We start from the raw sequence: 24,396 nt of genomic DNA on the forward strand, positions 1-24,396 counted from the left end.
GGCGGCGTCGCAAGGCGCCGCCTTTTTCGTCAGGCGACCGACGCCGCCCCGAAGCAGGACGGTGCTTGCCCGGGAGGACGCCGGCATGACGGCGAAGGCCATTGCCCCACAGGCAAGGATCACCACCGACATCCCGGCCCGGCTCGACCGCCTGCCCTGGTCGCGCTTCCATACGCTGGTCGTCGTCGCGCTCGGCGTCACCTGGATTCTCGACGGGCTTGAGGTCACGCTCGCCGGCTCGATTTCCGGCGCGCTCAAGGACAGCCCGACGCTGCGTTTCACCAACACGCAGATCGGCATCGCCGGCGCGGCCTATCTCGCCGGCGCGGTGTTCGGCGCCCTGTTCTTCGGCTGGCTCACCGACCGGCTCGGCCGCAAGAAGCTCTTCACGATCACGCTCTTCGTCTATCTCGCCGCAACCGCCGCGACCGCTTTCTCGTGGAGCTTCGCGAGCTTCATCGTCTTCCGATTTTTCACCGGCATGGGCATCGGCGGCGAATACACCGCGATCAATTCGACGATCCAGGAGCTGGTGCCGGCCCGCGTGCGCGGCTTCGTCGATCTCGTCATCAACGGTTCATTCTGGGTCGGCGCGGCGCTCGGCGCCATCGGCGCGATCGTCCTGCTCGATCCCGCCCGGGTCGATCCGGAGCTCGGCTGGCGGCTCGCCTTCTTCATCGGCGCGGGGCTAGGCCTGATCGTGCTCGTGCTCAGGCAATGGATTCCTGAAAGTCCGCGCTGGCTGTTGAGCCATGGCCGTCCCGAAGAGGCGGCGGCGATCGTCGCCGAGATCGAGCGGCGCGCGGGCGTGGTCTGGAGCCCGGCGGAAAACCTGCCCATGACGAGCCTGCGGCCCCGCGCGATCACGCCGCTTGGCGAGGTCTTCCATGTCCTGTTTGTCCGGCACCGGCAGCGGGCGCTGGTCGGGCTGGCGCTGATGGTCGCGCAGGCATTCTTCTACAACGCGATCTTCTTCACCTATGCGCTGGTGCTGACCGATTTCTACAAGGTGCCGTCGCAGGCGGTCGGCTGGTTCATCCTGCCTTTCGCAGCCGGCAACGTGCTGGGGCCGCTGCTGCTTGGACGCCTGTTCGACACAGTCGGCCGCAGGCCGATGATCGCCTTCACCTATGCGATGTCGGGGCTTTTGCTGACAGCGACTGGATACCTGTTCTGGCGCGACCTGCTCACCGCTCCGCAGCTCACGGCGTGCTGGAGTATCGTCTTCTTCTTCGCCTCAGCCGCCGCCAGTTCCGCCTATCTGACGGTCAGCGAAACCTTCCCCGTCGAGATGCGGGCGCTGGCGATCGCGGCCTTTTATGCGGTCGGCACAGGCGCTGGCGGCGTCGCCGGACCATGGCTGTTCGGCGCGCTGATCGACACCGGTTCGCGAGGCAGCGTCTTTGGCGGCTATTTGTTCGGCGCGGCGCTGATGCTGGGCGCGGCGCTCGTGGCCGCTCTGTTTGCGGTCCGGGCCGAAGGCCGTTCTCTGGAAGAGATCGCGAGGCCCCTCAATGCAACCGACGATGGTCCTTCCGGCGCATCTTAGGGATGATCAAAGAATTTTGACCGGAGGGAATACAAGCCGGAAAAATACGTTATCGTTCGCGACCGGTTTCACGCTGTGATGCGGGGTGTGGAACGGGATGGAAAACCAGCCTTCGGAGGATGTCGTGGATAGACGCTCATTCATCATGACCCTGGTCGGCGGCATCGCCGCAGCCAGCGTTGGCGGCATGGCCGCCGCGGAAGCCGCCCAGCCCAAGCTTGCTCCCAATCCTGCCCCCATGCCGGAGCCGCAGCCGGCCAAGGCGGACGATCAGATCGCCGCCGAGACGAAGGACGGCCTCGACAAGGCCGACACCGAGTTCAGCCAGTACTACTATCGCCGGCCGCGCTATTATCGCCGCCCCGTCGTCGTCTACCGGCGTCGGCCGCGCTACTACGGCCGCCGCGGCTATTATCGCCGCTGGTGACCGCGACGTCGTGAACAGGGGTCAGGCGGCGCTGACGCGCGCCTGACCCGGTTCCGCGACCGCAATCCCCGCCGCGCCATATTCGCTGAGCTTGTTGCGCAGCGTGCGGATCGAAATCCCTAATATCTTGGCCGCATGGGTGCGATTGCCCAGGCAATGATCGAGCGTGTCGAGAATCAGCTCGCGCTCGACATCGGCCACGGTGTGCCCGACCAGCGAGCGGGTGACGGCCTCGGCCGTCTGCGCCGCGCGCGAAGCCGTGTCGCGGCCATTGGCGGGTCCCAGCGTCTCGCCTTCGGGCGTCAGCACCGCATCGACGCCGATCTCGACACCCTGCGCCAGCAGCACGGCGCGATGGATCGTGTTCTCCAACTCGCGGACATTGCCGCGCCAGGCGTTGCCGAGCAGCAGCTTGCGCGCATCCGACGCGATCGGCCGCAGCGGCAACCCGTTCACCTCGGCGTATTTCTTCGAGAAATGATCGGCCAGCGCCAGAATGTCGCCTGGTCGTTCTCGCAGCGCCGGCAGGCGCAGGTGCACGACGTTGAGCCGATAGAACAGATCCTCGCGGAACGAGCCTTCGCGCACGGCGTCGCCGAGATTGCGGTTCGAGGTCGCGATGATGCGCAGATCGACCTTGACCGGCGTCGTGCCGCCGACACGGTCGATCATGCGCTCCTGCAGCGCCCTCAGCAGCTTGGCCTGAAGCCGGACATCCATTTCCGAGATTTCGTCGAGCAGCAGCGTGCCGCCGCTCGCCTCCTCGAACTTGCCGATGCGGCGTGCGATGGCGCCGGTGAAGGCGCCCTTCTCATGGCCGAACAGTTCCGATTCGAGCAGGTTGTCGGGGATTGCGGCGCAGTTCACCGCCACGAACGGCTTGTCCTTGCGCAGCGACTTCTGGTGCAGATGGCGCGCGATCACCTCCTTGCCGGTGCCGCTTTCGCCGGTGACGAGGACAGGCGCGTCCGAACGCGCGATCTGCAAGGCGAGGTTGACGACGCGCTCCATCGCCGGATCGCGCCAGATCAGGCTCTGGCTGTCGGCGGCGACCGCCTCCAGCACGGCGGCGATCAGCTCGGGATCAGGCGGCAGCGGCACATATTCGCGCGCGCCGGCCTGGATCGCAGCCACCGCCGCGCGCGCATCGGTCGAGGTGCCGCAGGCGACGAGGGGCGTGCGGATGCGCTCCGCCTCCAGCGCCGCGACGAATTTCGCGATCGGCTGGACGACATCGACCATCAGCAGGTCGGCGCCCTTGGCGCGCAGCACCGCGAGCGTCTGCTCGAGGCTTTCGGTGTGCGTGACGCTCGCTCCATGCGAGATCGCGATCTTGGCGGCCGCGATGATCTGTCCCTTGAGACCGCCGACGATGATGAGGCGCATGGCTCAGGCCTTCCTGCTTGCAATGATGTCGGAACGACCGGGCATCACCGGTCGGCCTTGATGATTTCGGTCATGGTCACGCCGAGCCGGTCCTCGACGACGACGACCTCGCCGCGCGCCACCAGCCGCTCGTTGACGAAGATGTCGATCGCCTCGCCGACGCGCCGGTCGAGTTCGAGCACCGCGCCGGGCACGATCTGCAGGAGGTCGCCGACCGCGATCCTGGTCTGGCCGAGCACGGCCGAGACCGTAACGGGCACGTCGAAGACCTGTTCGAGATCTTCGGCGGTCTTGACCGCGACCGGCCCCGAGCGCGCCACGGAAGCCGCGGCGTCATGATCGAAGGAGAGATCGGCCGGGTTCAGCGGCGGCAAATGGAGATCGTTGTCGCTCATCTGTCATCTCCATGGCGCGCGCCGGGATTATGTTGCCCGGCCTGACCAGCGGCGGCGCCGAAAACGGTCAAAACCGCCTGCTCGACCAGTCGCGACAGGCCCTGCGCGTCGACCGTGAAACCACCATCGGCCCATTCGATGCGCCCGTCGCCCTGCGCGATATCGGGCTCGCCGAGCACGACGAGCTTGCCGGCGAAGCCACCCTGCTGCGCCAGCCGCTTGATCAGAACCTCGACCGCCTCGACGGCATCCTCATTGACGCGCAGCACGAGATGGGGTGCATGCCGCGCATGCGACAGGCATTCGCGCACCGCATGCTCGATCGCCGCGAGCGGCTTCTCGGCGAGCGCGGCGCCGGCAAGGCCCTGCGCCGTCGCGATGGCGACGCGCGCCGCCTCGAGCTCGATATCGGCTGCGCGGGCGTCGTCCTGGGCGAGCAGCCGCTCGGCGCTGCGGGCGAGTTGCGCGACGAGGCCGTTGAGCTGGCCTTCCGCCTCGCGGCGCGCCTGCGCCTCGCCGGCCTGAAAGCCCTCGGTCCGTGCGGCGGCGATCTCCGCTTCCCCGGCCGCCCGCCTTCCGCCCTCGCGAAAGTCGGTGCCGAACATGAATTTCGTCGCGGTGCTCATCGTCAATAGACCAACTCGTCTTCGGCGCCGCCCTTGGACAGGACGATTTCGCCCTTGTCGGCGAGATCCTTGGTGAGGACGACCATCTTGGTCTGCGCCTCGTCGACTTCCTTGAGGCGCAGCGGACCGAGACTCTGCATGTCGTCCTGCATGTTCTTGGCGGCGCGGGTCGACATCGCGCTGAAGAAGAAGGTGCGCATCTCCTCGTTGGCGCCCTTGAGCGCGCGCGCCAGCGTGTCCTTGTCGACCTGCCCCATCAGCGTCTGCAGGCCGGCTGGATCGAGCTTGCCGAGATCCTCGAAGGTGAACATCAATGCGCGGATGCGGCCGGCGGCCTCCTCGTTGGTGGCGTCGAGCGCCGTCAGGAAGCGCAACTCGGTCTGGCGGTCGAAGCCGTTGAAGATTTCGGCCATCATCTCGTGGGGATCGCGCCGCCGGGTCTGCGTCAGGGTCGAGACGAATTCGGTGCGCAGCGTGTTCTCGATGTGGTCGAGCGCCTCTTTCTGCACCGCTTCCATCCGCAGCATCCGGCTGACCACCTCGATCGAGAGATCGTTGGGCAGGTTGCGCAGGACGTTGGCGGCATGGTCGGCACGGATCTTCGAGAGGATCACCGCGATCGTCTGCGGATATTCGTTCTTGAGGAAGTTCGCGAGCACGACGGCGTCGATATTGCCGAGCTTCTGCCACATGTTGCGGCCGGCGGGTCCGCGGATTTCCTCCATGATCATCGCGACCTGGTCGGTCGGCAGGATCTTCTCCAGCAGCGAGATCGTCCGGTCGAAGGAGCCCGTGACCGCACCGGCGCTGGAGAGCTTGCCGACGAAATCCAGCATCAGCCTTTCGACCTCGTCGGCATCGACAGTGCCGAGTTCCGCCATGGCCCGCGTGATGATGCGGATTTCCTCGTCGTCGAACTGCTGCCAGATCGAACGGCCGTGATCCTCACCCAGCACGAGCAGGATCACCGCCGCGCGCTGCGGCCCGTTCATCTCGGCGACGGTGGTGACGCCGTTGCCATAGCCGGCATCGGCGTCGAGCCCGGAATTGCGTGTCGCGACTGAGCGTTCAGCCATGGCTCAAAGACCCGTCATGCCGCAGCCTTTTCATGGATCCAGCCGCGCAGGACCGCGACCGAATCGGCCGGGTTCTGCGACACCAGCACGCCGATCTTCTCGACCGACTGGGCCTTGAGCTGTCCCTTGATCTGGGCGACCGCGAGCATGCGCTCGGAAGGCGCTTCGCCGACGAGCGCCATCGCCTCGGCTGTCGTGCTCACGCGCGGGATGGCGGGGTTGCCGGTGCCCTCGCTTTGGACGGCGACCGCGCCTTCGCGCATGAAGGCAGGGATGTGCCGCAGCACCGGCTCGGCCGCCAGCGCCTGCTTAAGCAACGGCCGCACCACCACCATGAGCACGATCAGCGTCAGCAGCGAGATCACGCCGAGCTCGGCGAAGCGAATCAGGTCCTCCTTGGTGAAGGCGAGCAGCTGCTGCACCAGCGTCAGCTCGGGCAGTTCGGTGATGGTGGGCGGGGCCTCGGCGAAGCGCAGATTGACGACCTCGACCTTGTCGCCGCGCGCCTGGTCGAAACCCATGGCGGTGCGGACGAGCTGGCCGATGCGCTCCAGTTCCTCGGCGGGGCGAGGCTGATAGGCGACCTCGTTGCCGTTGCGCGTATAGGTGCCGTCGACCAGCACCGCGACCGACAGTTTCTTGACCCGACCGCCTTCGAGTACCTCGGTGCGCGTCGTGCGCGAGATCTCGTAGTTGACCACCTCTTCGTTTTTCGAGGAGGCGTCCTTCTGGTTCTGCCCGCCGGCGCCATTCTGCTGGGCGCCGGGCAGTTCGTTGCCGACGGTGACCGCACCAGCAGCGGCCTCCGTCGTGGCTGAGGTCTCCGTGCGGTTCTGGCTCGACCGCACGACCTTGCTTTCCGGGTCGAAGGTCTCCGAACGGCTCTCGATCCGGTTCGCGTCGATGGCGGCCGTGACCTGGACGCGAGCCCGGCCGCTGCCGACGATGCTGGCGACGATGTCCTCGATCTGCATCTTGACGCGTTTCTCGATGGCCGACTGGCGCTCCTCGAGGCCGACGCCGGCCATGCCCTGCTCGCCCTGGGCGCCGTCGGCCAGGAGCCGGCCGCGCTCATCGACGATCGAGACCCGCTCGGGCTTCAGCCCGTCGACGGCCGAGGAAACGAGGTGGCGCACGGCCCTGACCTGTGCGGCGTCGAGTTCACCGGCGAGCTTGAGCGCGATCGAGGCCCTTGGGGGTTCCCGGTCGCGCTCGAACAGGCGCTTCTCGGGGATGACGAGATGCACGCGCGCCGCCTGGACGCGGCTGATCGAGCGGATGGTGCGTGAAAGCTCGCCCTCCAGCGCCCGCAGGTGGTTTATGTTCTGGACAAACGAGGTCGAGGAGAAGGCGTCGCCCTTGTCGAAGATCTCGTAGCCGACGCCGCCGCCGGCCGGGATGCCCTTGCTGGCGAGGTCGAGACGCAGCCGCGGCACGGCCGCCCTGTCGACGAGAACAGTCTGCCCGTCCCCGCGCAGCTCGTATTTGACCCCGCGCGTGTCGAGATCCTTCAGGATCGAGCTGACATCCTGTTGCGAGAGATCGGCAAACAGCACGCCCATCGATGGCTGGGACATCTTCAGCATGACGAAACCGAAGAAGCCGACGAGCGCGAGCGTCACCGCCAGCATCGCCGCCAGGCGCGCCGCTCCGAATTTCGTAAACTGACCGACGATGCCGTTCACGCCGCCATCCGTTCCACAAAGCCGTCCGGACCGCACACGAAGCACGGCTCACTAGGCAAGTTTTTCCCAGTGCATGGTTAGCGTCGGGTTAACGATTGTGAATTTGACGGCTTTGAGGCTCCGAAATGCAAAAAGGCGTCGGTCCCGCTGGACCGACGCCTTGAAGCCTTTCGGCAATGCGCCTGGCGCTATTGCCGGTAATGCTGGATGCGGGTCGTACGCAGCCCGGCGAGGCCGTGCTGGTCGATCGACATCTGCCAGCTCAGGAATTCATCGACCGTCAGCGTGTAGCGCTGGCAGGCCTCTTCGAGGCTGAGAAGGCCGCCGCGCACGGCTGCGACGACCTCGGCCTTGCGCCGGATCACCCAGCGGCGCGTATTCATCGGCGGCAGATCGGCGATCGTCAGCGGACTTCCGTCCGGCCCGATCACATATTTCACCCGCGGTCGCAAAGGCTCGGTCATGACACACTCACACAACTCAACAGAGCTACTTGTGATGAGCATAGGGGCGCCGCTTTAAGAATTGGCTAAAACGAAGCCGAGGCCTGTCTCGAATCGTGATTCGCCGTTCACTGCGGCTTCACCACGCTCTTGATCTTGTCGATGGCGACGCTGATCGTGCCGATCTTGAGCATCGGCGTGGTGCCCGAGAGATCGACTCCGTCGACCACGCCCTTGATCTCGGTCGTTGCCGTGATGGCCTGCCCGGACACGTCCTTGGCGTCGATCGTGATCGAATACTCGCCATCGGCCGCCTTCGTGCCGGTCGACGTCGTGCCGTCCCATTTATAGGTCTGGTCGCCGGCGCTGAGGCTCGTGGTGTAGGTCTGCACGACATTGCCGCTGGCGTTCTTGATCGTGACGTTGGCGCTGCCGGCGCGGGGCAGGCTGACCTTCCACTCGGCCGAGCCGCCCTTGAGCTGGGCTGCCGCGCCATCGGCGGTGATGGTCGAGCCGATGAAGCCGACCGCATTGGTCGTCGTCGTCGCCTTGCTCAGGCTGAGCAGCGCGCTCAGCGTGTCGTTGCTCTTGAGCTGCTGCTCGACGCCGGCGAACTGCACGAGCTGGGCGGTGAACTGGTTGGTGTCGAGCGGGTCGAGCGGGCTCTGGTTCTTCAGCTGCGTCGTCAGCAGCGTCAGGAACTGGTCGAAATTCCCCGCGATCGCCGACTGGCTGCCGGTCACGCTTGTGCTGGTCGAGGACGATGCCGCGGTAGCGGCCGCGTTCTGGAACCCGGTTCCCGTCGTCGAGGTGGTGTTGGTCACTGCGGCCATGGCGAAAACTCCTTGCCGTCAGATGCTGAGGTCGACGCCGCCGAGCCTGACGAGGCGGCGGACCGGCACGGACTGGGTGGGAATGGCGACGTCGTCATTGGTCGCGGCGGCGCGGGTGCGGCGCGGCGCGTCGTCCTGCTGGCGGTTCTGGCGGAAGCCGGACTGGTCGGCGGGATCGCGCAGGGTGATGTCGACGCCCGCATCGGAGGGCTTCAAGCCAGCCTGCTCGAAGGCGCGTTCCAAAGTGCGCGCATCGCGTTGAAGCAGATGCAAGGTCTCGACGCGGTCGACGACAAGCCGCGCCTTCACTTCACCCTTGTCGGAAATGTCGAGACTGACATCGACGCGGCCGAGTTCCGCGGGGTCGAGCCTGATGTCGAATTGCCGCGAGCCCGCCAGAGCGCGCAGCCCGATCTCGATCGGCACCACATGCAGCGGCGTCGCCTGCCCGTTGGCAGCTGCTTGTCCATGCGTCGCGGTCTGCCCAGCGGTCGCCTGATCCAGCTCCGCAAGGCCCGGCAGCGCGTCGGGCTTCGCCAGGCGCGTCTGCGCCAGCGCCGAGAGGTCGATCTGCCCTTGCGCGGGCTGCAGCACTTCGGCGAGCTTGAACTCGCCGGATGCGGCGCTCTGGTTTGCGGCTGGTGTGGCGGGCTCAGCCGCCGCTTCCTTGCCAGCATGGAGCAGCGGCTTCTCGCCGGCGCCCGACGCGGTGGTCTTGTCGCCCTCGCCTGTCGTCGGCGCGTCGGTCTCGACTTCGGCCGGGATGCCCTGCGCGGCCTGCGGCGCGACGGGCTTGGCGGCTGTCAGCGCGACTGCGATCCCGGGCAGGGCGACAGCAGCCTTGGCGCCGGCTGTGTCGATCGCGCCAGTCTCGACCGAAGCCTCGGCGACGGCGGGAACTGGAGCCGCCACCGGGGTCGGCGCCAGCAAAAGCGCCGCCGACAGGTCGGCCTGAACGACGGGAACCGTCGTCGCGGCGGCAGGTTCGATCGGCGCAGTCGCGAGCAGGGCCGACAGGTCCGTGGGGGTCGGCGCTGCCACGGCATCGCCCTCGGCCTCGACCTTCTTGGTCTCGCCGTCCTTTTCGCCCTTGGACGGCGCTGCGCTTTCGCCTGCGACCGCCACTGCAATCGAGATCAGCGCACCGATATCGAGCTTCGCCGGCTGGGTTGTCGCGGGCGCGGGCGCAGCCTGTGTCGTTTCGGCGGAGTTGACCGCGACCGCAGCCTGAGCCGTCGTGGCGACGGGAGCCGCCGCAGGCTTGGCGACCGGTTCGGCCTCTGCCTTTGCCGCAGCGGCGACGGGCTCGGCTTTGGCGCGAGGCCTCGCGGGTTCGGCGGCGGGAGCGGTGTCCTGTCTCGGGTCGTCAGGCAAGGTGAAAGCTGCGTCGTCGCGGCTGGAATCCGGCTCGACCGCGCGACGGCGCACCGGAGCCGGCTCGGCGATGGGAGACACATAAGGCAGCGACTGGACCGACATCAGGCAATTCCGGAACACGGGCGACGGAGCGCCCCTCCCCTCGGACAGCAAGTCCCGCGCCATGCACCGCACACATAAAATCAATGACTTGGGCTGTGATCGCGGCATGGCGTGCGGCAAGAAGCGCTGCTGCATCACCGCCGCCCGGCAGGATTTGCCCAGCCCGACTGGCCCGCCGCCGCCAAAGCCGGTATAGAGCCCGCCAGCCGACCGGACCCTTCGCATGACCGCAGCCCTCAACTCCCTCGACATCGCCAAGCCGCCAGCGGCCACGCGCGTCGTCGCGGCGATGTCGGGCGGCGTCGATTCCTCGGTGGTGGCCGCGCTGCTGAAGCGCGAGGGCTACGACGTCGTCGGCGTGACGCTGCAGCTTTACGACCATGGCGCGGCTGTCCACCGCGCCGGAGCCTGCTGCGCCGGCCAGGACATCCATGACGCACGCCGCGTCGCCGAGGCGATCGGGATTCCCCATTATGTGCTGGACTATGAGAGCCGCTTTCGCGAGGCGGTGATCGAGCGCTTCGCCGAGAGCTATCTCGCCGGCGAGACGCCGATCCCCTGCGTCGAGTGCAACCGCACCGTGAAGTTCCGCGACCTGCTCGGCCTGGCGCAGGAACTCGGGGCGGACGCGCTGGCGACCGGGCACTATGTCCTGAGCAAGCCGCTCGACAACGGCCATCGCGGCCTGTTCCGCGCCGCCGACGCCGCGCGCGACCAGAGCTATTTCCTCTACGCGACGACGCAGGCGCAGCTCGACCTGCTGCGCTTCCCGCTGGGCTCCATCGACAAGGCTCGGACCCGCGCGCTCGCCGCCGAACTTGGCCTCGCCATTGCCGACAAGCCCGACAGCCAGGACATCTGCTTCGTGCCCAATGGCCGTTATGCCGATGTCATCGAGCGGCTGAAGCCCGGCGCCTCGCGCCCCGGCGACATCGTCCACCTCGACGGGCGCGTGCTCGGCGCCCATGACGGCGTGCTGCGCTACACCGTAGGCCAGCGCAAGGGGCTCGGTCTCAGCACGCCTGAGCCGCTCTACGTGCTGCGCCTCGACGCCGACGCCGCCCGCGTCATCGTCGGTCCGCGCGAGGCTCTGGGCGTGCGCGAGATCCGCCTGCGCGACCTGAACTGGCTCGGCGATTTTGCCCTCGACGCATTGCCGCCCGACGGCCTCGACGTCGCCGTCCGGGTGCGCTCGACGCGCGCGCCGCGCGAGGCCCGTCTGACCCGCGATGTAGATGGGCTCAGGATCGAGCTTACCAGCGACGAGGAGGGCGTCTCGCCCGGCCAGGCCTGCGTGATCTACACCGATGCCGGCCCCGGCGCGCGCGTGCTCGGCGGCGGCACGATCCTGCGGCCACCGCTAGCGCTGCCGGCGAGGGCGCCCTCGCTCGCCCTCGCCCATTCCTGAACAGTTACGTTAAGCCTGCGAGCCGCCCATGTCGGTGACCTATGACCTTGAAGGCCAAAAACGCGTCTACGCGACCTGGGCGAAGTTCTACGACAGGATCTATCAGCGCCTGCTCGCCCGCGCGCAGCGTGAGGCTGTGGCGGCGGCTTGCGCCTGCGGCCCCGACATCCTGGAAATCGGCGTTGGGACCGGACTGACGCTGCCCTATTTCACGCCCGAAACGCACGTCATCGGGGCCGATCTCTCGCTCGACATGCTGAAGGTCGCCAACCGCAAGGTTTCGGGACAGGGCCTGAGCCATGTCCGGGGACTGATGGTGATGGACGCCTGTCGGCTCGGCTTCGCCAATGAGCGCTTCGACGCCGTGACGGCACAGTTCGTGATCACGCTGGTGCCCGATCCCGAACAGGCGCTTTACGAGATGGACCGCGTCCTGAAGCCCGGTGGCGAGATCATCATCTCGAGCCGCCTCGTCGATGACGACGGTCTGCTTGCGCCGATGTGGACCGCGCTCGCCCCGATCTCCAAGGCCATCGGCTGGAGCAGCGACTTCAAGGTCGGCCGGCTGACAGGCTGGGCTGACAAAACCGGCCGCTATGAAACGGTCCATGTCGGCCGGGGCTATTTCAAGGTCGTGCGCCTGCGCAAGACCGCCTCGCTCCCGGCCTGACGCGGCAAGCCGGGCACCAGGCCACGGGCCAGCCTCAGAGGCGGCGGTCCGTCGGACGCGCCGCAGGCGCAAAGCCGATGCAGGCCATCCGGGACATGTCCTTGCCCTGATCCGTCATGCTCTGGCAGAAGCGCAGCCGCGCGCACATGTCGGCGGCCATGCTCAGGCCCAATCCAGGGATGCCGGACGGCACCTTGTAGGAGCAGCCCTCTTCCCAGGCCGGGCGATCGGCGGCGAAGGCAGGGCTGCCGGCAGAGCCAAACAGCGCGCCGGCGCCGAGCGCGACGGCTGCCGCGAACGTTGCGAAACGCGGCCGGAACACCGGGGTCAGGGCACGGGACGAGAACGAGAAAGACTGTGTGTGGATCGTCATGAGAGCGGTCTCCGAAAAAGCCAGCCACGCAGGCGAGCGGTGGCGACGGACATCGCCTGCCATCCTCGCCGCGGCCCCTTCAGCCGGCATCAATGAGAACTATGCCGGGAAACCCGCGCTTCAAGGCGACGAGAATGCTCAGCGCGCATGGTAAACCCACCGATGACGGCGCAACGAGCGTCTTGCGCATGTCATCTGGAGCGATGCCGGCATCCCGAGGCTTGACGGCGGCGCGCTTCGCCCCCTATACCGCGCCGTCCTGACGGCTCGCCAGACACGGCGGCCTGATCATGGGGCGGGGTAGCTCAGCTGGTTAGAGCAGCGGAATCATAATCCGCGTGTCGGGGGTTCAAGTCCCTCTCCCGCTACCAAATCTCTGCATGACGAAACCGCGACCGATGGCCCACCAGTCCGCAGCGGTTCCGCGCCGAGCTTGCAGCGACGCTATGGCAGCCTGAACAGCGGCCTCAGCTTCAGGCCCAGCGCGCTGCCGGCGAAGGCGGCCGCGACCCAGACCCATCCCGACAGGCTGCCCGAGGCGAGCGCCGAAAAATACGCGCCGATGTTGCAGCCGTCGGACAGCCTCGCGCCATAGCCCATCAGGAAGCCGCCCAGCACCGCGCCAAGCCAGGCCCGACCCTCCCCGCCCGAACGCAGCAGGAAGCGGCCGCTGAGGCCGGCCGCCAGCGTAGCCCCCGCGACGATGCCGAGATCCATGACCGAGGTGATGTCCGAGAAGACGCTGGCCGACAGCGCCGCGTCATGGCCCTGCCAATAGGCCCATGACGCCGGCTCGAAACCGATCGCGGCGGCGAGCTTTGAGCCCCAGAGCGTGAACCCGGCGGTCTCGCCCCATGGTCGGCCGGCCAGAACCAGCGTCAGCGCATTGAGAACCGCAAGCCCGACCGCGCCCCAGAGCAGCGGCCACGGCGTCCGCAGCAGGCCACTGAGCGAGCTTGGCTCAGGCTCGGGCGGCGGTGCGGGTACGGTCCTGATGATAGCGGCGAAGATCGCGAGATGGACGATCAGCGCCGCCGGCCAGCCCAGCAGGTCCTGCGTCGTTCCCGTCGGCAGCACCGGCAGGAGCTGCCAGAAGCCGAGATGGGACGCTCCGACGGCCGAGCCGAGAATGAAGCAGGCCAGCGTCATCACCAGCCGCAGATTGCCGCCGCCGAGCGCAAACAATGTCCCCGAGGCGCAACCGCCGCCGATCTGCATGCCGATGCCGAACAGCACCGCGCCGATGACGAACGACACCCCGATCGGCGTGACGAAGCCGCTCAGCGTCAGGCCGAAGGCGTGGCCCGTTCCCAGCAGCGGAAAGAACACCACGCTGGTCAGCGCCAGCGCGATCGCCTGCGCCCGGAAGCCGCCGAAATCGCGCCGCTCCAGAACCGCTCGGAAGCTGCCGGCGAAGCCGAAGGTCGACTGGAACAGCACGAAGCCAAGCCCTGCCCCGACCAGCGCCAGAACAGGCTCGCGCCAGCCTGCGCCTGCGATGGCGGCCAGGACGACGACGACGCCCACCGACAAAAGCGCAAGCCGCACGACCACGCCTTGCGACGGCAGCGCTCGTCCTGTCATTCCCTCAAGCGGCGCAGCGGTATTCGACAAACTCATCTCAAGGCCCCCTCATCGCCGTTCATGCCGGGACGACAGGCCGGGACGAAGTCACAAGCTGGAGAGATCAAAGAGGCGGCCAGCGGGTAACGCCATAGTGACGGCCCGTTGGGCCGCAGACCTCTATCGTGAGGGCGATACAACCCGGAGCCAATCGCCATGTCGCGTCGCAGCCTGTCACTCGCCTTCGCGGTCGTTGCCGCACTCGCTTCGGGAGCCGCGCTCTTCGGCGCGCCCACGCGCGCTCTGGCGCAGACCGGCGAGGGCTACCGCGTCGTCTCCACAAAAGTGCCGTTCGCGCAGATCGAGGAACGGCTGACGGCGGCGATCGCCAAGAGCGGGATGAATGCCGTCACGCGCGCCTCCGCCAGCGACGGCGCCAAGGCGCGCGGCCTGACGATTCGCGGCGACGTCGTCATCGGCGTCTTCCGCAATGATTTCGCGACCCGCATGCTCTCGGCCAATCTCGACGCCGGCATCGAGGCGCCGGTGCGCCTGCATCTGGTCGAGGAGGCGGACGGAACCGCCAGCATCCGCTACCATCGGCCGGGCGCGGTGTTCGGCCGCTATGACGGCGACGCGATCAAGGCGCTGGGTCGAGAGCTCGACCCGATCTTCGAGCGCATCGTCGCCGACGCGGCGGGCAACTGACGGCTCCTCGGGCCGCTCAAGCCTCGCGCGAGCGGGGGTCGGAGGCGTCGCGCAGCGCATCGCCGAGCAGATTCAGCGCCAGCACGGTCACGAGGATGCCCAGGCTCGGGAACACCGCGAGCCACCAGGCGTCGAGGATGTTCTCGAAGCCCTCGCGGATCATGCTGCCCCAGGTCGGCGTCGGCGGCGGCACGCCCAGCCCGATGAAGCTCAGCGCCGCTTCCGTGCGGATGGCCGAGGCCATCCAGAGCGAGGTCATCACCACCACGTCCGAGCGCATATTGGGCAGGATATGCACGCGCATGATGTGAAAGGGGCTGCAGCCATAGGCGCGCGCCGCCTCCACGAATTCGCGCTGTTTCAGCGTCACTGTCGGCGCCCGTGCGACCCGGGCGAAGGGCGCGATCTCGGTGATCGCGATGGCGATGATCAGGTTCTCCAGGCTCGCCCCCAGCATCGCCGCGATCATCAGCCCGAGCAGCAGCGTCGGGAAGGACAGCATCACGTCGAGCAGCCCCATCACGAACTGGTCGAAGGCACCGCCGATATAGCCCGAGAGGATGCCGAGCGTCGCACCCGCCATGAGCGCGATCAGGATCGCCACGAAGCCGACGATCAGCGATATCCGCGCGCCGTAAAGCAGCCGCGACAGCACATCGCGGCCATAGCTGTCGGTGCCGAGCCAGAACTCGGCCGAGGGCGGTTCCAGCCGCGCCACGAGGTTCTGCTCGAGCGGATCGTAGGGCGCCAGCCAGGGCGCGAGGATCGCGACCATCACGATCGCCGCCAGCAGGACGAGCCCGACCCAGGAAAGCCGGTTGCGTGAGAAGGCGACCCAGAGACCGCCGGGGCGCAGCATTTCGGTCGGCGCGGCGGCGTCGCTCATTTGTATTTCACCCGCGGATCGACGAGGCCATAGGCGAGATCGGTCAGCGTGTTCACGACGATGACGCAGATCGCGAAGATGATCATCAACCCCTGCAGCAGGGTGTAGTCGCGCGCATTCAGCGCGCCGAGGATCAGCTTGCCGAGGCCGGGCCGGTTGAAGATGATCTCGGTCAGCACCGAATTGCCGATCAGCGTGCCGAAATAGAGCCCGACGACCGTGATGATCGGGATCAGCCCGTTGCGCAGGGCATGGCGCAGGACGAGTTGCGTCGAGCCGACGCCCTTGGCGCGCGCGGTGCGGATATAATCCTCGGTCAGGACGTTCAGCATCGCCGCCCGCGTGACGCGCACGACATAGGCCATCATGATGATGCCGAGATTGAAGGCTGGCAGCGCCAGCCCGCGCAGCCGCTCCGAGGCGCTGCCCGAGCCACCGCCCAGCACCGGAAACCAGCGCAGCTGGATCGCAAAGGCGATCAGCAAGAGGATGCCGGAGACGAAGGCCGGCAGCGACAGGCCGATCAGCGAGATCAGCCGGGTGACATAGTCGATCCAGCCATTGCGATGGATCGCCGCCGCGATCCCCAGCGGCAGGCCGAGCGCGATGCCGATCGCGATCGCCGCCAGCGCCAGTTCGATGGTCGAGGGCAGCACGAGCAGCACCTCCTGCACGACGCTGCGGCCGCTGCTCAGCGACTGGCCGAGATTGCCCGAGAGCACGTCTCCGATGAAGGCGAGATATTGCAGATGCAGCGGCTTATCGAGACCGAGCCGCAGCCTGAGCGCCTCCAGCGAGGCTGCGTTGGCGTGGTCGCCGAGAATCACCGACGCCGGATCTCCCGGCACGAGGCGCACCAGCACGAAGATCGCCGTCAGCATGACGAACAGCGTCGGGATCGCCAGCAGCAGGCGTCTGAGCGCGTAGCCGGTCATGCCGCCGCCCTTCCCGGCATCAGGCGCTCGGGTCGGAAGGCCGCGATCTGCCGGTTGGTGCCGCCATCGACGACGAGATCGCGCAGGATCGCGCCGACGACCGGCACGAGCTGGAAACCGTGCCCGGAAAAACCGAAAGCGTGAAATATGCCGGGCGCATGCGGCGAAGCGCCGATGACTGGCAGCAGGTCGCGGGTCTTCGCCTCCATCCCGGCCCAGCTGCGCGCGATCCTGACATCCCTGACCGCCGGGAAGAGGTCGGTCGCGGCGCGCGCGCCCTTCGACAGTTCGAGGAAATTCACGGCGCTGCGCTGCGCCTCGATATCGGCCGAGCCCTGCAGGCCGCCGCCGATGACGAGCGTGCCCTGCCCCGATTGCTTGAAGGAGAGCGAGCGCCCGACGACGCTGACGACCGGATCGAGGAACGGTGCCAGCCGCTCGGTCACGATCATCATCGAGGCCTTGTGGCCAAGCTCGATCTCATCGCCGATCATCGCCGCGAGCCATGCCGACCATGCCCCGGCGGCGTTGACGATGACGGGCGCCGAAAAGCTGCGCTCGCCGCAGACAACGAGCCAGTCGGAGCCCCGGCGCTCGATCGCCTCGACGCCGCAGCCCTCGACGATCACAACATCGGCCGCCTCGCAGTTGCGCCGGAAGGCGGCCAGCGTCTTGTGCGGATCGGCCGCGCCGTCATGGCGCGCGATCAGTGCGCCGAAACAATGCGGGCTCAGCGCCGGCACGAGACGCAGCAGCTCGGCCCGGTCGATGATCTCCTCATGGTCATGTCCGAGCGCGCGAACCTTCGCCTGGCGCTGCTGCAGGGAGGGCATCTGGTCCTCGAATTCCGCGACCCTGATCTGGCCATGGGCGTGGAAGCCGCAATCATCGCCGACGATATCCTCGATGCGGTGCCACATCGCCATCGCTTCCAGCGAAATCGGCAGTTCGGCGAGGTCGCGCCCGAGCGTACGCACGCCAGCCGCAGTCGCGCCCGAGGCATGCCGGCCGACCCAGGCGCGCTCCAGCACGACGACGCGCAGGCCCGAACGGCCGAGATGCAGCGCCGCCGACAGGCCGTGCAGCCCGCCGCCGATCACAACGGCATCGTAGGCTTGCCCGATCACGCGGCGTCGTCCTGCTGGTCGAGCGAGGCGAGCTCGCCGAGCGTCACCGGCTTCAGCGGCGGCCTGATGCGATAGAAGCCGACCTCCTCGACGGGGCGTCCTTCCGCCTGCGCCAGCAGATGGCTGACCGTGTAGCCGCATTGCCGACCCTGGCACGGCCCCATCCCGGCGCGGGTGAAAGCCTTGACCTGGTTGGGGCCGGGCCGGCCGACCCTGGCGTGGTCGCGGATCTGGCGCGCCGTCACCTCCTCGCAACGACATATGATCGTCTCGTCGGCGGGCGCGAAGACCTGCGCGCGCGGCTCAAACAGCGCATCGAGAAAGGGACGGACAGCCAGTTCGCGGGCCAGCGCCCCGCGCAGCGGCGCGGCACGCGCGGCGGCGTCCGCTTCTCCCAGCCGTCCGAGCTTCATTGCGGCCGCAAGCCCGGCCAGATGCCCACGAAGTTCGGCCGCTTTTGCTCCCGCAATGCCCGCCCCGTCGCCGGCGACGAACACGCGGGCCTGCGAGCTCTCGCCCCATGCGTCGAGAACCGGCGCATAGCAGGCCTGCGCCTGCGACCACGCCATCTCGCAGCCCAGCGCCAGTGGCGGATGGATGCTCGGGACGACGCCCTCATGGGTCAAGAGCAGTTCGGCCGGCACAGTTTCATCCTGCCCGTCCGCAGTGCGGAAGTGCAGCGCTTCCAGCCGGCCCTCGCCGCGCGCCTCGATCTCGGCGACGTGTCTGACGACGCGCACCCCGGCCCGCTTCAGCGCCGCCGTCCACGACAGCCCCTTCAGAAGATCGCCGATGCCGCGCAGCGCGCCCGGCAGATGCGGCAGCGCCGCCATCAGCCGACCGCGCGGCGTCGTGTCGAGATAGCCCGCGATCGCGCCGCCTGCCGCCAGAAGCTGCGTCATGTAGAGCAAGGGCAAGGGGCCGCAGCCGGCGACCCAGACCGGCTTCTCCGGAATCTGCCCCGCGCTCTTCAGCATGATCTGCGCCGCGCCGACTGTCAGCACCCCCGGCAGCGTCCAGCCCGGGAACGGCGCCGGGCGCTCCTGCGCGCCCGTCGCGAGAATCACGGCCTTGGCGGCGACGACGCGCGCCTTGCCCTGCTTGGTGAGAAAGACGCGAAAACCGGGCTCGACCTGCCAGAGCTGCGCTCCGGCCTCATAGACCGCGCCGCTGGCGCGAAAGGCTGCAGCGCTCGCCTGCCCCGCGGCGTAGGCGTCGCCGAGCAGCCTGCCGCGATCGGTCGCCGCCACGGTCTCGACACCGCGCCAGATCTGGCCGCCCGGCGACGGCTGGTCGTCGATCACCAGGACATCGAGCCCGCATTGGCGCGCGCTGACGGCCGCCGCCATGCCGGCCGGTCCCGCGCCGACTATGAGGAGGTCGGTCTCGGTCATACCTCGAGGCTCCGCTTGCCGTGCTGGCGCTCGACGCGCATGCCGGCCGCGACCTGGGTCAGGCAGGTCTGCACCGACAACGTGCCGTCGACCCTGGCGAGGCACTCGAAGCACACCCCCATCAGGCAATAGGGCGCGCGCGGGCTCTGCGACACCGGTGTGGTGCGGACCCAGCACTCCTTCTGGCGCAGCATCACGGCCGCGATACTCTCCCCGAGCGTGGCGGCGACGGGCTCGCCGTCGAGATAGATCGTCACCGGCTGGCCTGCCGGATCATGCAGCTTTCGGAACATCGAAACGCCTTTGATGGAAGGGGTCGAGCGTCGCCGGCAAGGTGCCGGAGACAATGGCGTCGGCGAGCTTTCCCGCATGCACGGCGGCAAGCGTCACGCCCGAATGGCAAAGCGCGACGAAGGCGCCGGGATGGCTCCGCGACTGCGCATAGATCGGGTAGCCATCGGGCGTCATGATCCGCAGGCCAGCCCATTGCCGGACCAGTGTGACATCCGCGAGCGCCGGTGCGACCCGCACCGTCTTGCGGCTGAGATGGGCTGCGGCCGCGCCGGTGGTGGAGACGTCGAAACCGGTCTCTTCCTGCGTCGCGCCGATCATGACGGTGCCGTCCCCGGTCTGGCGCAGCCCGCTCGCCGGCAGCGGCATGAACGGTTCGAGCTTCTCGGTGACCAGCACCTGCCCGCGCTGGGGGCGCAACGGAACCTCCAGCCCGACCTGCCGCGCCAGCGCCTGCGAGCCGAGGCCGGCCGCGATCACCAGCCTTGGCGTCGTGACCTGCTCGTCGCCGAACTCGATCCGCAGATCGTCCCCGACGCCTGTGATCGCCCGAACGGTGGCGTGGCTGCGCAGCTCTCCACCGCGCGCGACGAGCCCGGCATGCAGCGCCGCCAGCAGCCGCAATGGATTGGCATGGCCGTCGCGATGCCCGAAGCTCGCGCCGGTGACGTCGGGCCCCAGCTTCAGCTTCGGCAGCAGCCGCTGCAGCGAGGCCCGGTCGAGCATTTCCCAATCCGGTTGCGCCCCGCCCCACTGATTGTGCAGGCGCTGCAATTGCAGTGCGCGCTTCTCGAAATCGGCCTCGCCCAGGCAGAAGCTCAGGCCGCCATTCTGCTCGTATTGCAGGTCGATGCCGGTCGTGTCGGTCAGGTCGCTTCTGAACGCACCCCAAAGCGCAATGCTCTCGCGCGTCAGCGCCTGATAGGCCGGCATGTCCATGCCCTTGCCCTGCAGCCAGACCAGCCCGAAATTGGCGCGGGCGGCGCGGAAATCGCCGTCGTCGCCGTCGAGCAGCAGCACCTTCAGGCGCCGGCTCGACAGCCCATAGGCGATCGCGGCTCCAACCGTTCCCCCGCCGATCACAACCACGTCCGGGCGCATCGATTTCCCTCTTGCGTGATCGCAGGTTAGGGACCCATCCTGTATTTCGTCAAAGTCGTATTTTTGGGCTCCGTATTCGTGTGGGTTATGGCATGCCGCGCCGCATCAACCTCCGCCAGATCGAGGCCTTCAAGGCCGTGATCGAGCACGGCACGGTCAGCCGCGCCGCCGAGATCATGGCGATCTCGCAGCCCGCGATGAGCAAGCTGATCGCCCATCTTGAGGAGGATACGGGCCTCAGACTGTTCGACCGGCTGAAGGGCCGGCTCGCGCCGACGCAGCGCGGCATGCGGCTCTATGAGGAGATCGACAGGATCTTCGCCGGCCTGCGCCAGGTCGAGAACGCGGTCGACACCATCCGGCGCGACGAGCAGGGCAGGCTTCTGGTCGGGGTGATGCCGGCGCTCTCGGGCTCCTTCATCCAGCAGACAACCTGCGGCTTCCTGCGCCGCCAGCCCAATGTGTTCTGCTCGATCCAGTCGCGCAGCTCGCAATGGATCGCCGATGGACTGGTGACGCGCCAGCTCGATGTCGGGCTGGTGATCTTCCCCATCGAAAACCCCTATATCGTCGCCGAGCCGCTGATGGCCCATCCGGTCGTCTGCATCATGCCGCTTGGGCACCCATTGGCGAAGAAGACGGTGATCACGCCGCAGGATCTCGACGGCGAGCCCTTCATCGCCTTCGATCCCGAAAGCCACACCAGCCAGCGCGTGATGAGCGTGTTCAAGGAGCATGGCGTCGCCTGCAACACCGTGCTGGTCGCCAATGTCTCGCCGACATTATGCGAGTTCGTCGCGGCGGGGCTGGGTGTGTCGCTGGTGCACCCGCTGATCGTCAGCGGGCTGCGCAGCCAGCTCGCGATCCGGCGCTTCGAGCCGGCGGTGCAGCTCGATTTCCAACTCTGCCGCCTGCGCGACAGCCGCAATGCAAGGCTCGTCGACGCGTTCCTGCAGGAGGCGCGCCAGACCGCCGAGCAGATCTCGCGCACGATCCTCAGCGGCGCGTGAGCCGCATCGCCGCGAACGCCTCCAGCAGCGGTTCAGCCTCGCCTTGTTGCAGGCGGCCGATCACCGAAAGCAGCCTCTCCTGCTGCTCCGATGTCGCCATGAGCCTGCTGGCCATGCGGAATTTCTGCTCCAGCTCGGCCCAGGATGGCGCGTCGCTCGCCTCGCCGCGCGGCCCGGTCACCGGCGATTCATAGCGCCGCCCGCCGCATGACAGGATAATTCGCGTCAGCGTCTGCGCCGGGAAGACGCGCTCGATATCGGGATCGAGAACCAGCGTAACCTTTCTCGCGAAGGCGCTGGCGTCGGCGCGCGCCAGCGCCGCATCGGTCAGCGGCAGCAGCGCCTCGGGACCATCCAGCGCCGCAAGTCCGAGGCAATAGGGAATGCTGAACTGGATATCGATGAGATTGACCGGCTCGGGCGGATTGGCCAGCCGCAGCGCTCCGCTATAGGTTCCGACCTCGATTGCCTCGATTTCGCGCGGATCGAGCCCATGTTGGTCGATCAGCCCGCACAGCGCATCGACGGGCGCGTGGACATGCCGGCAGCACGACTGGAACTTGAAATAGGTCCCGCAGATATGGAGGCGGTCGCCAAGCCCCGCGAGATCGCCGAAGGCATAGTGCGCCTCGCTGTCGAGCAGGTTCAGCGGGCCGGTCGCGCCGGCTTCCGCCAGCAGCACCGCATTGATCGCGGTCACGGTCGACCAAGGAATGCCCTCTTTCACATCGCTGCCGACGGGGAAGACCTGCTTCGGCCCACCGCCGACATGGAGCTGGTTTGGCGCGCTCATCCCGGCGATGGCGAAGGCATGCGCCAGTTGCTCGGGCGGCGTCCGGCGCAGAAAGCCGACCGCCGCGACGACGCCATGGCAGGACCACATGCCAGTATTGGCGTAGAACCGCCGCGCCGCGCCTACCGTCACGCCGATCTCGTAACCGATGACGATGGCGGCGATCAGCTCCTCGAACGAGGCGCCGCATTCCTGCGCCGCTGCGATGGCGGCCGGGATCACGGCGGCACCGGGGTGCCCCCTTGCGAGCCTGTTGCCGTCATCGAGATCGAGCACGGCAGCGGCTGCGCTGTTGCACCAGGCCGCGCCGGCGACGCTGCTCGACGCGCCCGCAAACCAGACCGCGCAGGGACCCGCGCCATGGCTCGCAAGCGCGACCTTGCGGACCGCGGCGACGCCCGGCGCATCGAGCCCGTCCACGACCGCCGTCACGAGGTCGAGAATGCAGGCGATCGCCGCCGCCCGCGCTTGCGGCGCGAGCTCGCGATCCCGCGCTGAGGCGACATGCTCGGCGAACCTGCTCACGACATGGGCTGTCATGGCCGCTCCGCCGCCAAGCCCAGGGCGACCGGGGTCAGCGCGGCTTCACCGTGGTGGCTTCGGTGATCGGCGGGGCAAGGTTCATCGCGCCCTTGAGCTCGTAGCCGAAATCGACCCGGTCGCTATGCGCCCAGACCTGGCGCAGGTCGAACAGCGGCACCGCGCAGACATCGTCATGGATCTTGCGCTGCGCCTCCTTCCAGAACGCCTTCTGCTTGTCGGCGTTGGGTTCGGCGCGCGCCGCTTCGATCTCGGCGTCCGCAATGGCGCAATGCGAGAAGTTGGTCGCAGCCGTCGGCGTTCCGACGATCGCCTTCGAGTGGAAGAACTCGCTGAGATAGGTGTCGGCTATGGGGAAGCGCGCCGCGCCGTAGAACACCAGCGCGCTGAGGTCCTTGCGGATCTGGCTCTGATAGGTCGGGTGGTCGACGACCGACATTTCCAGCTTGATCCCCGCCTTGGCGAGCTGGGCCTGGATGATCTCCATAAAGGGCTGCTGCGCCGAGATGTTCGAGACGATGGCCTTCAGCGTGATGCCGTTGGGGTGGCCGGCCTCCGCCAGCAGCGCCTTCGCCCTGGCGGTGTCGAAGGCGTAGCTGCCGACCGAGCAGTCCTCGCCAAGATAGCCCGGCGGCACCACCGAGCAGCCCTTTGGACCGACATCCCGGCCGACATAGCGCACGAGGTCGTCGACATTGACGGCGATGGCCACGGCGCGTCGCACGCGGATATCGTCGAGCGGTGGGATGGAGCGGTTGATGTGCAGCAGCCGGAATTCGCCGGGCTGGAAGATGTCGACGTTGAAGCCCGGCCGCCGCCGTGCGGAATCGACCCAGCGCTGCTCGCGCTTGCCGTACATCACGTCGAGTTCGCCCGAGGAGAAGGCGAGTTCGCGCGCACTGTCGGAGGGGATCATCCGCGACATGATCGTGCCGATTTTGGGCTTGCCGCGATAGTAGCCCTCATGCGCGACGAGCTTCACGAATTGCTGCGTGACGTGTTCGGCGAAGGCGAACGGGCCGGTGCCGACGGGGTTCGCGCCGAATTTGTCACCCAGCTCCTCGGCCGCCTTTTTGCTGACGATGTTGCCGCCGTGATAGTTCGAAACCCGGCCGAGAAAGCTGGCGTCCGAATACTTCAGCGTGATGCGGACGGTGTAGTCGTCGACCTTGTCGATGGCGGCGATGGCGGCGAAATCCGACGAGAAGGTCGAGCGCTTGGGATCGCCCGAGCGGGTCAGCGAATAGACCACGTCGTCGGCGGTGAGTTCGCCCCATTTGCCGTGGAACTTCACGCCCTTGCGCAGATGAAACGTCCAGACCTTGCTGTCGGGCGAGGTCTCCCAGCGCTCGGCGAGATCGGGCTCGAGATCCTTGGGATCGGCGCTGCCCGGCTTGAAGCGGACGAGCCCGCTATAGATCCAGCCGACGATCGATTTGTCGTTGGTCGCACTGGCGCGGTGAGCGTCGAGCGTCGCGATGTCGGCCGCGCCGGCGCTGATCTGCAGCACGCTCTCCTGCGCCGACGCGACATCGATCAGGAGCAGAGAGGCCAGGCACGCGACCTTCAAATCACGAAACGACATGGACTTCTCCCTGATTTTGCCAGTCAAAAACTGGCGTGGCGCTTCCATGCTTGTCAAAGTCGAAATCGGCTGCCACGCATTCCGGCAGGTTATAGGCCGATCGTCACGGCCCT

Annotated in this window: 24 protein-coding genes and 1 tRNA gene; 7 read left to right on the forward strand and 18 right to left on the reverse strand. The window is 67.6% G+C overall.

The window, feature by feature from the left end; genetic code table 11:
* The first annotated feature begins 85 nt into the window (after positions 1–85).
* On the forward strand, positions 86–1,549 hold the full coding sequence (locus AC1DZY_RS10075) for an MFS transporter (RefSeq protein ID WP_476819970.1): 1,464 nt from the start codon (positions 86–88) through the stop codon (positions 1,547–1,549).
* Between the two features lie 124 nt (positions 1,550–1,673).
* A complete protein-coding gene (locus AC1DZY_RS10080; RefSeq protein WP_476819971.1) occupies positions 1,674–1,976 on the forward strand; it encodes a hypothetical protein in 303 nt (100 codons plus the stop codon).
* A 21-nt stretch (positions 1,977–1,997) separates the two neighbouring features.
* Here the strand turns inward: AC1DZY_RS10080 and flbD are convergent, their stop codons facing one another.
* From flbD to AC1DZY_RS10120, 8 genes are all read right to left on the reverse strand, one after another.
* The gene (gene flbD / locus AC1DZY_RS10085) at positions 1,998–3,362 is read right to left on the reverse strand and encodes a sigma-54-dependent transcriptional regulator FlbD (protein ID WP_476819972.1); all 1,365 of its coding nucleotides are present in this window, start codon (positions 3,360–3,362) and stop codon (positions 1,998–2,000) included.
* A gap of 44 nt (positions 3,363–3,406) precedes the next feature.
* Positions 3,407–3,757 (reverse strand): flagellar motor switch protein FliN, encoded by a 351-nt coding sequence (gene fliN / locus AC1DZY_RS10090; RefSeq protein WP_476819973.1) that lies wholly within the window; start codon positions 3,755–3,757, stop codon positions 3,407–3,409.
* A complete protein-coding gene (locus AC1DZY_RS10095) occupies positions 3,754–4,389 on the reverse strand; it encodes a FliH/SctL family protein (RefSeq protein ID WP_476819974.1) in 636 nt (211 codons plus the stop codon). The genes fliN and AC1DZY_RS10095 overlap by 4 nt, the downstream gene beginning before the upstream one ends.
* Positions 4,386–5,375, reverse strand: coding sequence for a flagellar motor switch protein FliG (fliG, locus tag AC1DZY_RS10100; protein WP_476820035.1), 990 nt, complete (start codon positions 5,373–5,375; stop codon positions 4,386–4,388). Before fliG ends, AC1DZY_RS10095 begins: the two co-directional genes overlap by 4 nt.
* 98 nt (positions 5,376–5,473) lie before the next feature.
* Complete coding sequence (gene fliF / locus AC1DZY_RS10105; RefSeq protein ID WP_476819975.1) at positions 5,474–7,144, reverse strand: flagellar basal-body MS-ring/collar protein FliF; 1,671 nt, start codon at positions 7,142–7,144, stop codon at positions 5,474–5,476.
* A gap of 188 nt (positions 7,145–7,332) precedes the next feature.
* Positions 7,333–7,608 (reverse strand): CtrA inhibitor SciP, encoded by a 276-nt coding sequence (gene sciP / locus AC1DZY_RS10110; protein WP_038359348.1) that lies wholly within the window; start codon positions 7,606–7,608, stop codon positions 7,333–7,335.
* Positions 7,609–7,715: 107 nt separating this feature from the next.
* The gene (locus AC1DZY_RS10115) at positions 7,716–8,420 is read right to left on the reverse strand and encodes a flagellar hook assembly protein FlgD (protein ID WP_476819976.1); all 705 of its coding nucleotides are present in this window, start codon (positions 8,418–8,420) and stop codon (positions 7,716–7,718) included.
* An 18-nt stretch (positions 8,421–8,438) separates the two neighbouring features.
* On the reverse strand, positions 8,439–9,899 hold the full coding sequence (locus tag AC1DZY_RS10120) for a flagellar hook-length control protein FliK (RefSeq protein WP_476819977.1): 1,461 nt from the start codon (positions 9,897–9,899) through the stop codon (positions 8,439–8,441).
* 223 nt (positions 9,900–10,122) lie between these two features.
* On the opposite strand from AC1DZY_RS10120, the gene mnmA reads away from it, so the two are divergent.
* Both mnmA and AC1DZY_RS10130 read left to right on the forward strand, forming a co-directional pair.
* Positions 10,123–11,307 (forward strand): tRNA 2-thiouridine(34) synthase MnmA, encoded by a 1,185-nt coding sequence (mnmA, locus tag AC1DZY_RS10125; RefSeq protein ID WP_476819978.1) that lies wholly within the window; start codon positions 10,123–10,125, stop codon positions 11,305–11,307.
* A gap of 28 nt (positions 11,308–11,335) precedes the next feature.
* Positions 11,336–11,977 (forward strand): class I SAM-dependent methyltransferase, encoded by a 642-nt coding sequence (locus tag AC1DZY_RS10130; protein ID WP_476819979.1) that lies wholly within the window; start codon positions 11,336–11,338, stop codon positions 11,975–11,977.
* 34 nt (positions 11,978–12,011) lie between these two features.
* On the opposite strand, the gene AC1DZY_RS10135 is transcribed toward AC1DZY_RS10130, so the two are convergent.
* Complete coding sequence (locus AC1DZY_RS10135) at positions 12,012–12,350, reverse strand: hypothetical protein (RefSeq protein WP_476819980.1); 339 nt, start codon at positions 12,348–12,350, stop codon at positions 12,012–12,014.
* Between the two features lie 294 nt (positions 12,351–12,644).
* On the opposite strand from AC1DZY_RS10135, the gene AC1DZY_RS10140 reads away from it, so the two are divergent.
* Positions 12,645–12,721 (forward strand) — tRNA-Met (locus tag AC1DZY_RS10140).
* 73 nt (positions 12,722–12,794) lie between these two features.
* Here the strand turns inward: AC1DZY_RS10140 and AC1DZY_RS10145 are convergent.
* Positions 12,795–13,934: a YeeE/YedE family protein gene (locus tag AC1DZY_RS10145; protein WP_476819981.1), complete on the reverse strand. Its 1,140-nt coding sequence runs from the start codon at positions 13,932–13,934 to the stop codon at positions 12,795–12,797.
* A 195-nt stretch (positions 13,935–14,129) separates the two neighbouring features.
* Here AC1DZY_RS10145 and AC1DZY_RS10150 point away from each other — a divergent pair, with 195 nt between their 5' ends.
* The gene (locus AC1DZY_RS10150; RefSeq protein ID WP_476819982.1) at positions 14,130–14,621 is read left to right on the forward strand and encodes a DUF302 domain-containing protein; all 492 of its coding nucleotides are present in this window, start codon (positions 14,130–14,132) and stop codon (positions 14,619–14,621) included.
* Positions 14,622–14,637: 16 nt separating this feature from the next.
* Here the strand turns inward: AC1DZY_RS10150 and AC1DZY_RS10155 are convergent, their stop codons facing one another.
* From AC1DZY_RS10155 to AC1DZY_RS10180, 6 genes are read right to left on the reverse strand one after another with little or no spacing between them, the layout of a single operon-like run.
* A complete protein-coding gene (locus tag AC1DZY_RS10155) occupies positions 14,638–15,507 on the reverse strand; it encodes an ABC transporter permease (protein WP_476819983.1) in 870 nt (289 codons plus the stop codon).
* Positions 15,504–16,442 (reverse strand): ABC transporter permease, encoded by a 939-nt coding sequence (locus tag AC1DZY_RS10160; protein WP_476819984.1) that lies wholly within the window; start codon positions 16,440–16,442, stop codon positions 15,504–15,506. Before AC1DZY_RS10160 ends, AC1DZY_RS10155 begins: the two co-directional genes overlap by 4 nt.
* On the reverse strand, positions 16,439–17,569 hold the full coding sequence (locus AC1DZY_RS10165) for an NAD(P)/FAD-dependent oxidoreductase (protein ID WP_476819985.1): 1,131 nt from the start codon (positions 17,567–17,569) through the stop codon (positions 16,439–16,441). The genes AC1DZY_RS10160 and AC1DZY_RS10165 overlap by 4 nt, the downstream gene beginning before the upstream one ends.
* On the reverse strand, positions 17,566–18,963 hold the full coding sequence (locus AC1DZY_RS10170; RefSeq protein WP_476819986.1) for an FAD/NAD(P)-dependent oxidoreductase: 1,398 nt from the start codon (positions 18,961–18,963) through the stop codon (positions 17,566–17,568). Before AC1DZY_RS10170 ends, AC1DZY_RS10165 begins: the two co-directional genes overlap by 4 nt.
* Positions 18,960–19,256, reverse strand: a complete 297-nt coding sequence (locus AC1DZY_RS10175) for a (2Fe-2S)-binding protein (protein WP_476819987.1) — start codon at positions 19,254–19,256, stop codon at positions 18,960–18,962. The genes AC1DZY_RS10170 and AC1DZY_RS10175 overlap by 4 nt, the downstream gene beginning before the upstream one ends.
* Complete coding sequence (locus AC1DZY_RS10180) at positions 19,237–20,355, reverse strand: NAD(P)/FAD-dependent oxidoreductase (RefSeq protein ID WP_476819988.1); 1,119 nt, start codon at positions 20,353–20,355, stop codon at positions 19,237–19,239. The genes AC1DZY_RS10175 and AC1DZY_RS10180 overlap by 20 nt, the downstream gene beginning before the upstream one ends.
* A gap of 92 nt (positions 20,356–20,447) precedes the next feature.
* On the opposite strand from AC1DZY_RS10180, the gene AC1DZY_RS10185 reads away from it, so the two are divergent.
* Positions 20,448–21,365, forward strand: coding sequence for a LysR substrate-binding domain-containing protein (locus AC1DZY_RS10185; RefSeq protein ID WP_476819989.1), 918 nt, complete (start codon positions 20,448–20,450; stop codon positions 21,363–21,365).
* On the opposite strand, the gene AC1DZY_RS10190 is transcribed toward AC1DZY_RS10185, so the two are convergent.
* Both AC1DZY_RS10190 and AC1DZY_RS10195 read right to left on the reverse strand, forming a co-directional pair.
* Positions 21,352–22,698, reverse strand: coding sequence for an MmgE/PrpD family protein (locus tag AC1DZY_RS10190; protein WP_476819990.1), 1,347 nt, complete (start codon positions 22,696–22,698; stop codon positions 21,352–21,354). The genes AC1DZY_RS10185 and AC1DZY_RS10190 overlap by 14 nt on opposite strands.
* Positions 22,699–22,732: 34 nt before the next feature.
* Positions 22,733–24,283, reverse strand: coding sequence for an ABC transporter substrate-binding protein (locus AC1DZY_RS10195; RefSeq protein ID WP_476819991.1), 1,551 nt, complete (start codon positions 24,281–24,283; stop codon positions 22,733–22,735).
* Between the last annotated feature and the right edge of the window lie 113 nt (positions 24,284–24,396).

The organism is Allobosea sp. P2_A10 (genome assembly GCF_056405115.1).

Bases quoted from the DNA above. Each gene is read 5' to 3' on its own strand.
- AC1DZY_RS10160 (WP_476819984.1), bottom strand. From the start codon at position 16,442: ATGACCGGCTACGCGCTCAGACGCCTGCTGCTGGCGATCCCGACGCTG.
- sciP (WP_038359348.1), bottom strand. From the start codon at position 7,608: ATGACCGAGCCTTTGCGACCGCGGGTGAAATATGTGATCGGGCCGGAC.
- AC1DZY_RS10075 (WP_476819970.1), top strand. From the start codon at position 86: ATGACGGCGAAGGCCATTGCCCCACAGGCAAGGATCACCACCGACATC.
- AC1DZY_RS10185 (WP_476819989.1), top strand. From the start codon at position 20,448: ATGCCGCGCCGCATCAACCTCCGCCAGATCGAGGCCTTCAAGGCCGTG.
- AC1DZY_RS10195 (WP_476819991.1), bottom strand. From the start codon at position 24,283: ATGTCGTTTCGTGATTTGAAGGTCGCGTGCCTGGCCTCTCTGCTCCTG.
- AC1DZY_RS10175 (WP_476819987.1), bottom strand. From the start codon at position 19,256: ATGTTCCGAAAGCTGCATGATCCGGCAGGCCAGCCGGTGACGATCTAT.
- mnmA (WP_476819978.1), top strand. From the start codon at position 10,123: ATGACCGCAGCCCTCAACTCCCTCGACATCGCCAAGCCGCCAGCGGCC.
- AC1DZY_RS10155 (WP_476819983.1), bottom strand. From the start codon at position 15,507: ATGAGCGACGCCGCCGCGCCGACCGAAATGCTGCGCCCCGGCGGTCTC.
- AC1DZY_RS10130 (WP_476819979.1), top strand. From the start codon at position 11,336: ATGTCGGTGACCTATGACCTTGAAGGCCAAAAACGCGTCTACGCGACC.
- fliN (WP_476819973.1), bottom strand. From the start codon at position 3,757: ATGAGCGACAACGATCTCCATTTGCCGCCGCTGAACCCGGCCGATCTC.
- AC1DZY_RS10135 (WP_476819980.1), bottom strand. From the start codon at position 12,350: ATGACGATCCACACACAGTCTTTCTCGTTCTCGTCCCGTGCCCTGACC.
- AC1DZY_RS10120 (WP_476819977.1), bottom strand. From the start codon at position 9,899: ATGTCGGTCCAGTCGCTGCCTTATGTGTCTCCCATCGCCGAGCCGGCT.
- AC1DZY_RS10170 (WP_476819986.1), bottom strand. From the start codon at position 18,963: ATGACCGAGACCGACCTCCTCATAGTCGGCGCGGGACCGGCCGGCATG.
- AC1DZY_RS10180 (WP_476819988.1), bottom strand. From the start codon at position 20,355: ATGCGCCCGGACGTGGTTGTGATCGGCGGGGGAACGGTTGGAGCCGCG.
- flbD (WP_476819972.1), bottom strand. From the start codon at position 3,362: ATGCGCCTCATCATCGTCGGCGGTCTCAAGGGACAGATCATCGCGGCC.
- AC1DZY_RS10145 (WP_476819981.1), bottom strand. From the start codon at position 13,934: ATGACAGGACGAGCGCTGCCGTCGCAAGGCGTGGTCGTGCGGCTTGCG.
- AC1DZY_RS10115 (WP_476819976.1), bottom strand. From the start codon at position 8,420: ATGGCCGCAGTGACCAACACCACCTCGACGACGGGAACCGGGTTCCAG.
- AC1DZY_RS10150 (WP_476819982.1), top strand. From the start codon at position 14,130: ATGTCGCGTCGCAGCCTGTCACTCGCCTTCGCGGTCGTTGCCGCACTC.
- fliG (WP_476820035.1), bottom strand. From the start codon at position 5,375: ATGAACGGGCCGCAGCGCGCGGCGGTGATCCTGCTCGTGCTGGGTGAG.
- AC1DZY_RS10190 (WP_476819990.1), bottom strand. From the start codon at position 22,698: ATGACAGCCCATGTCGTGAGCAGGTTCGCCGAGCATGTCGCCTCAGCG.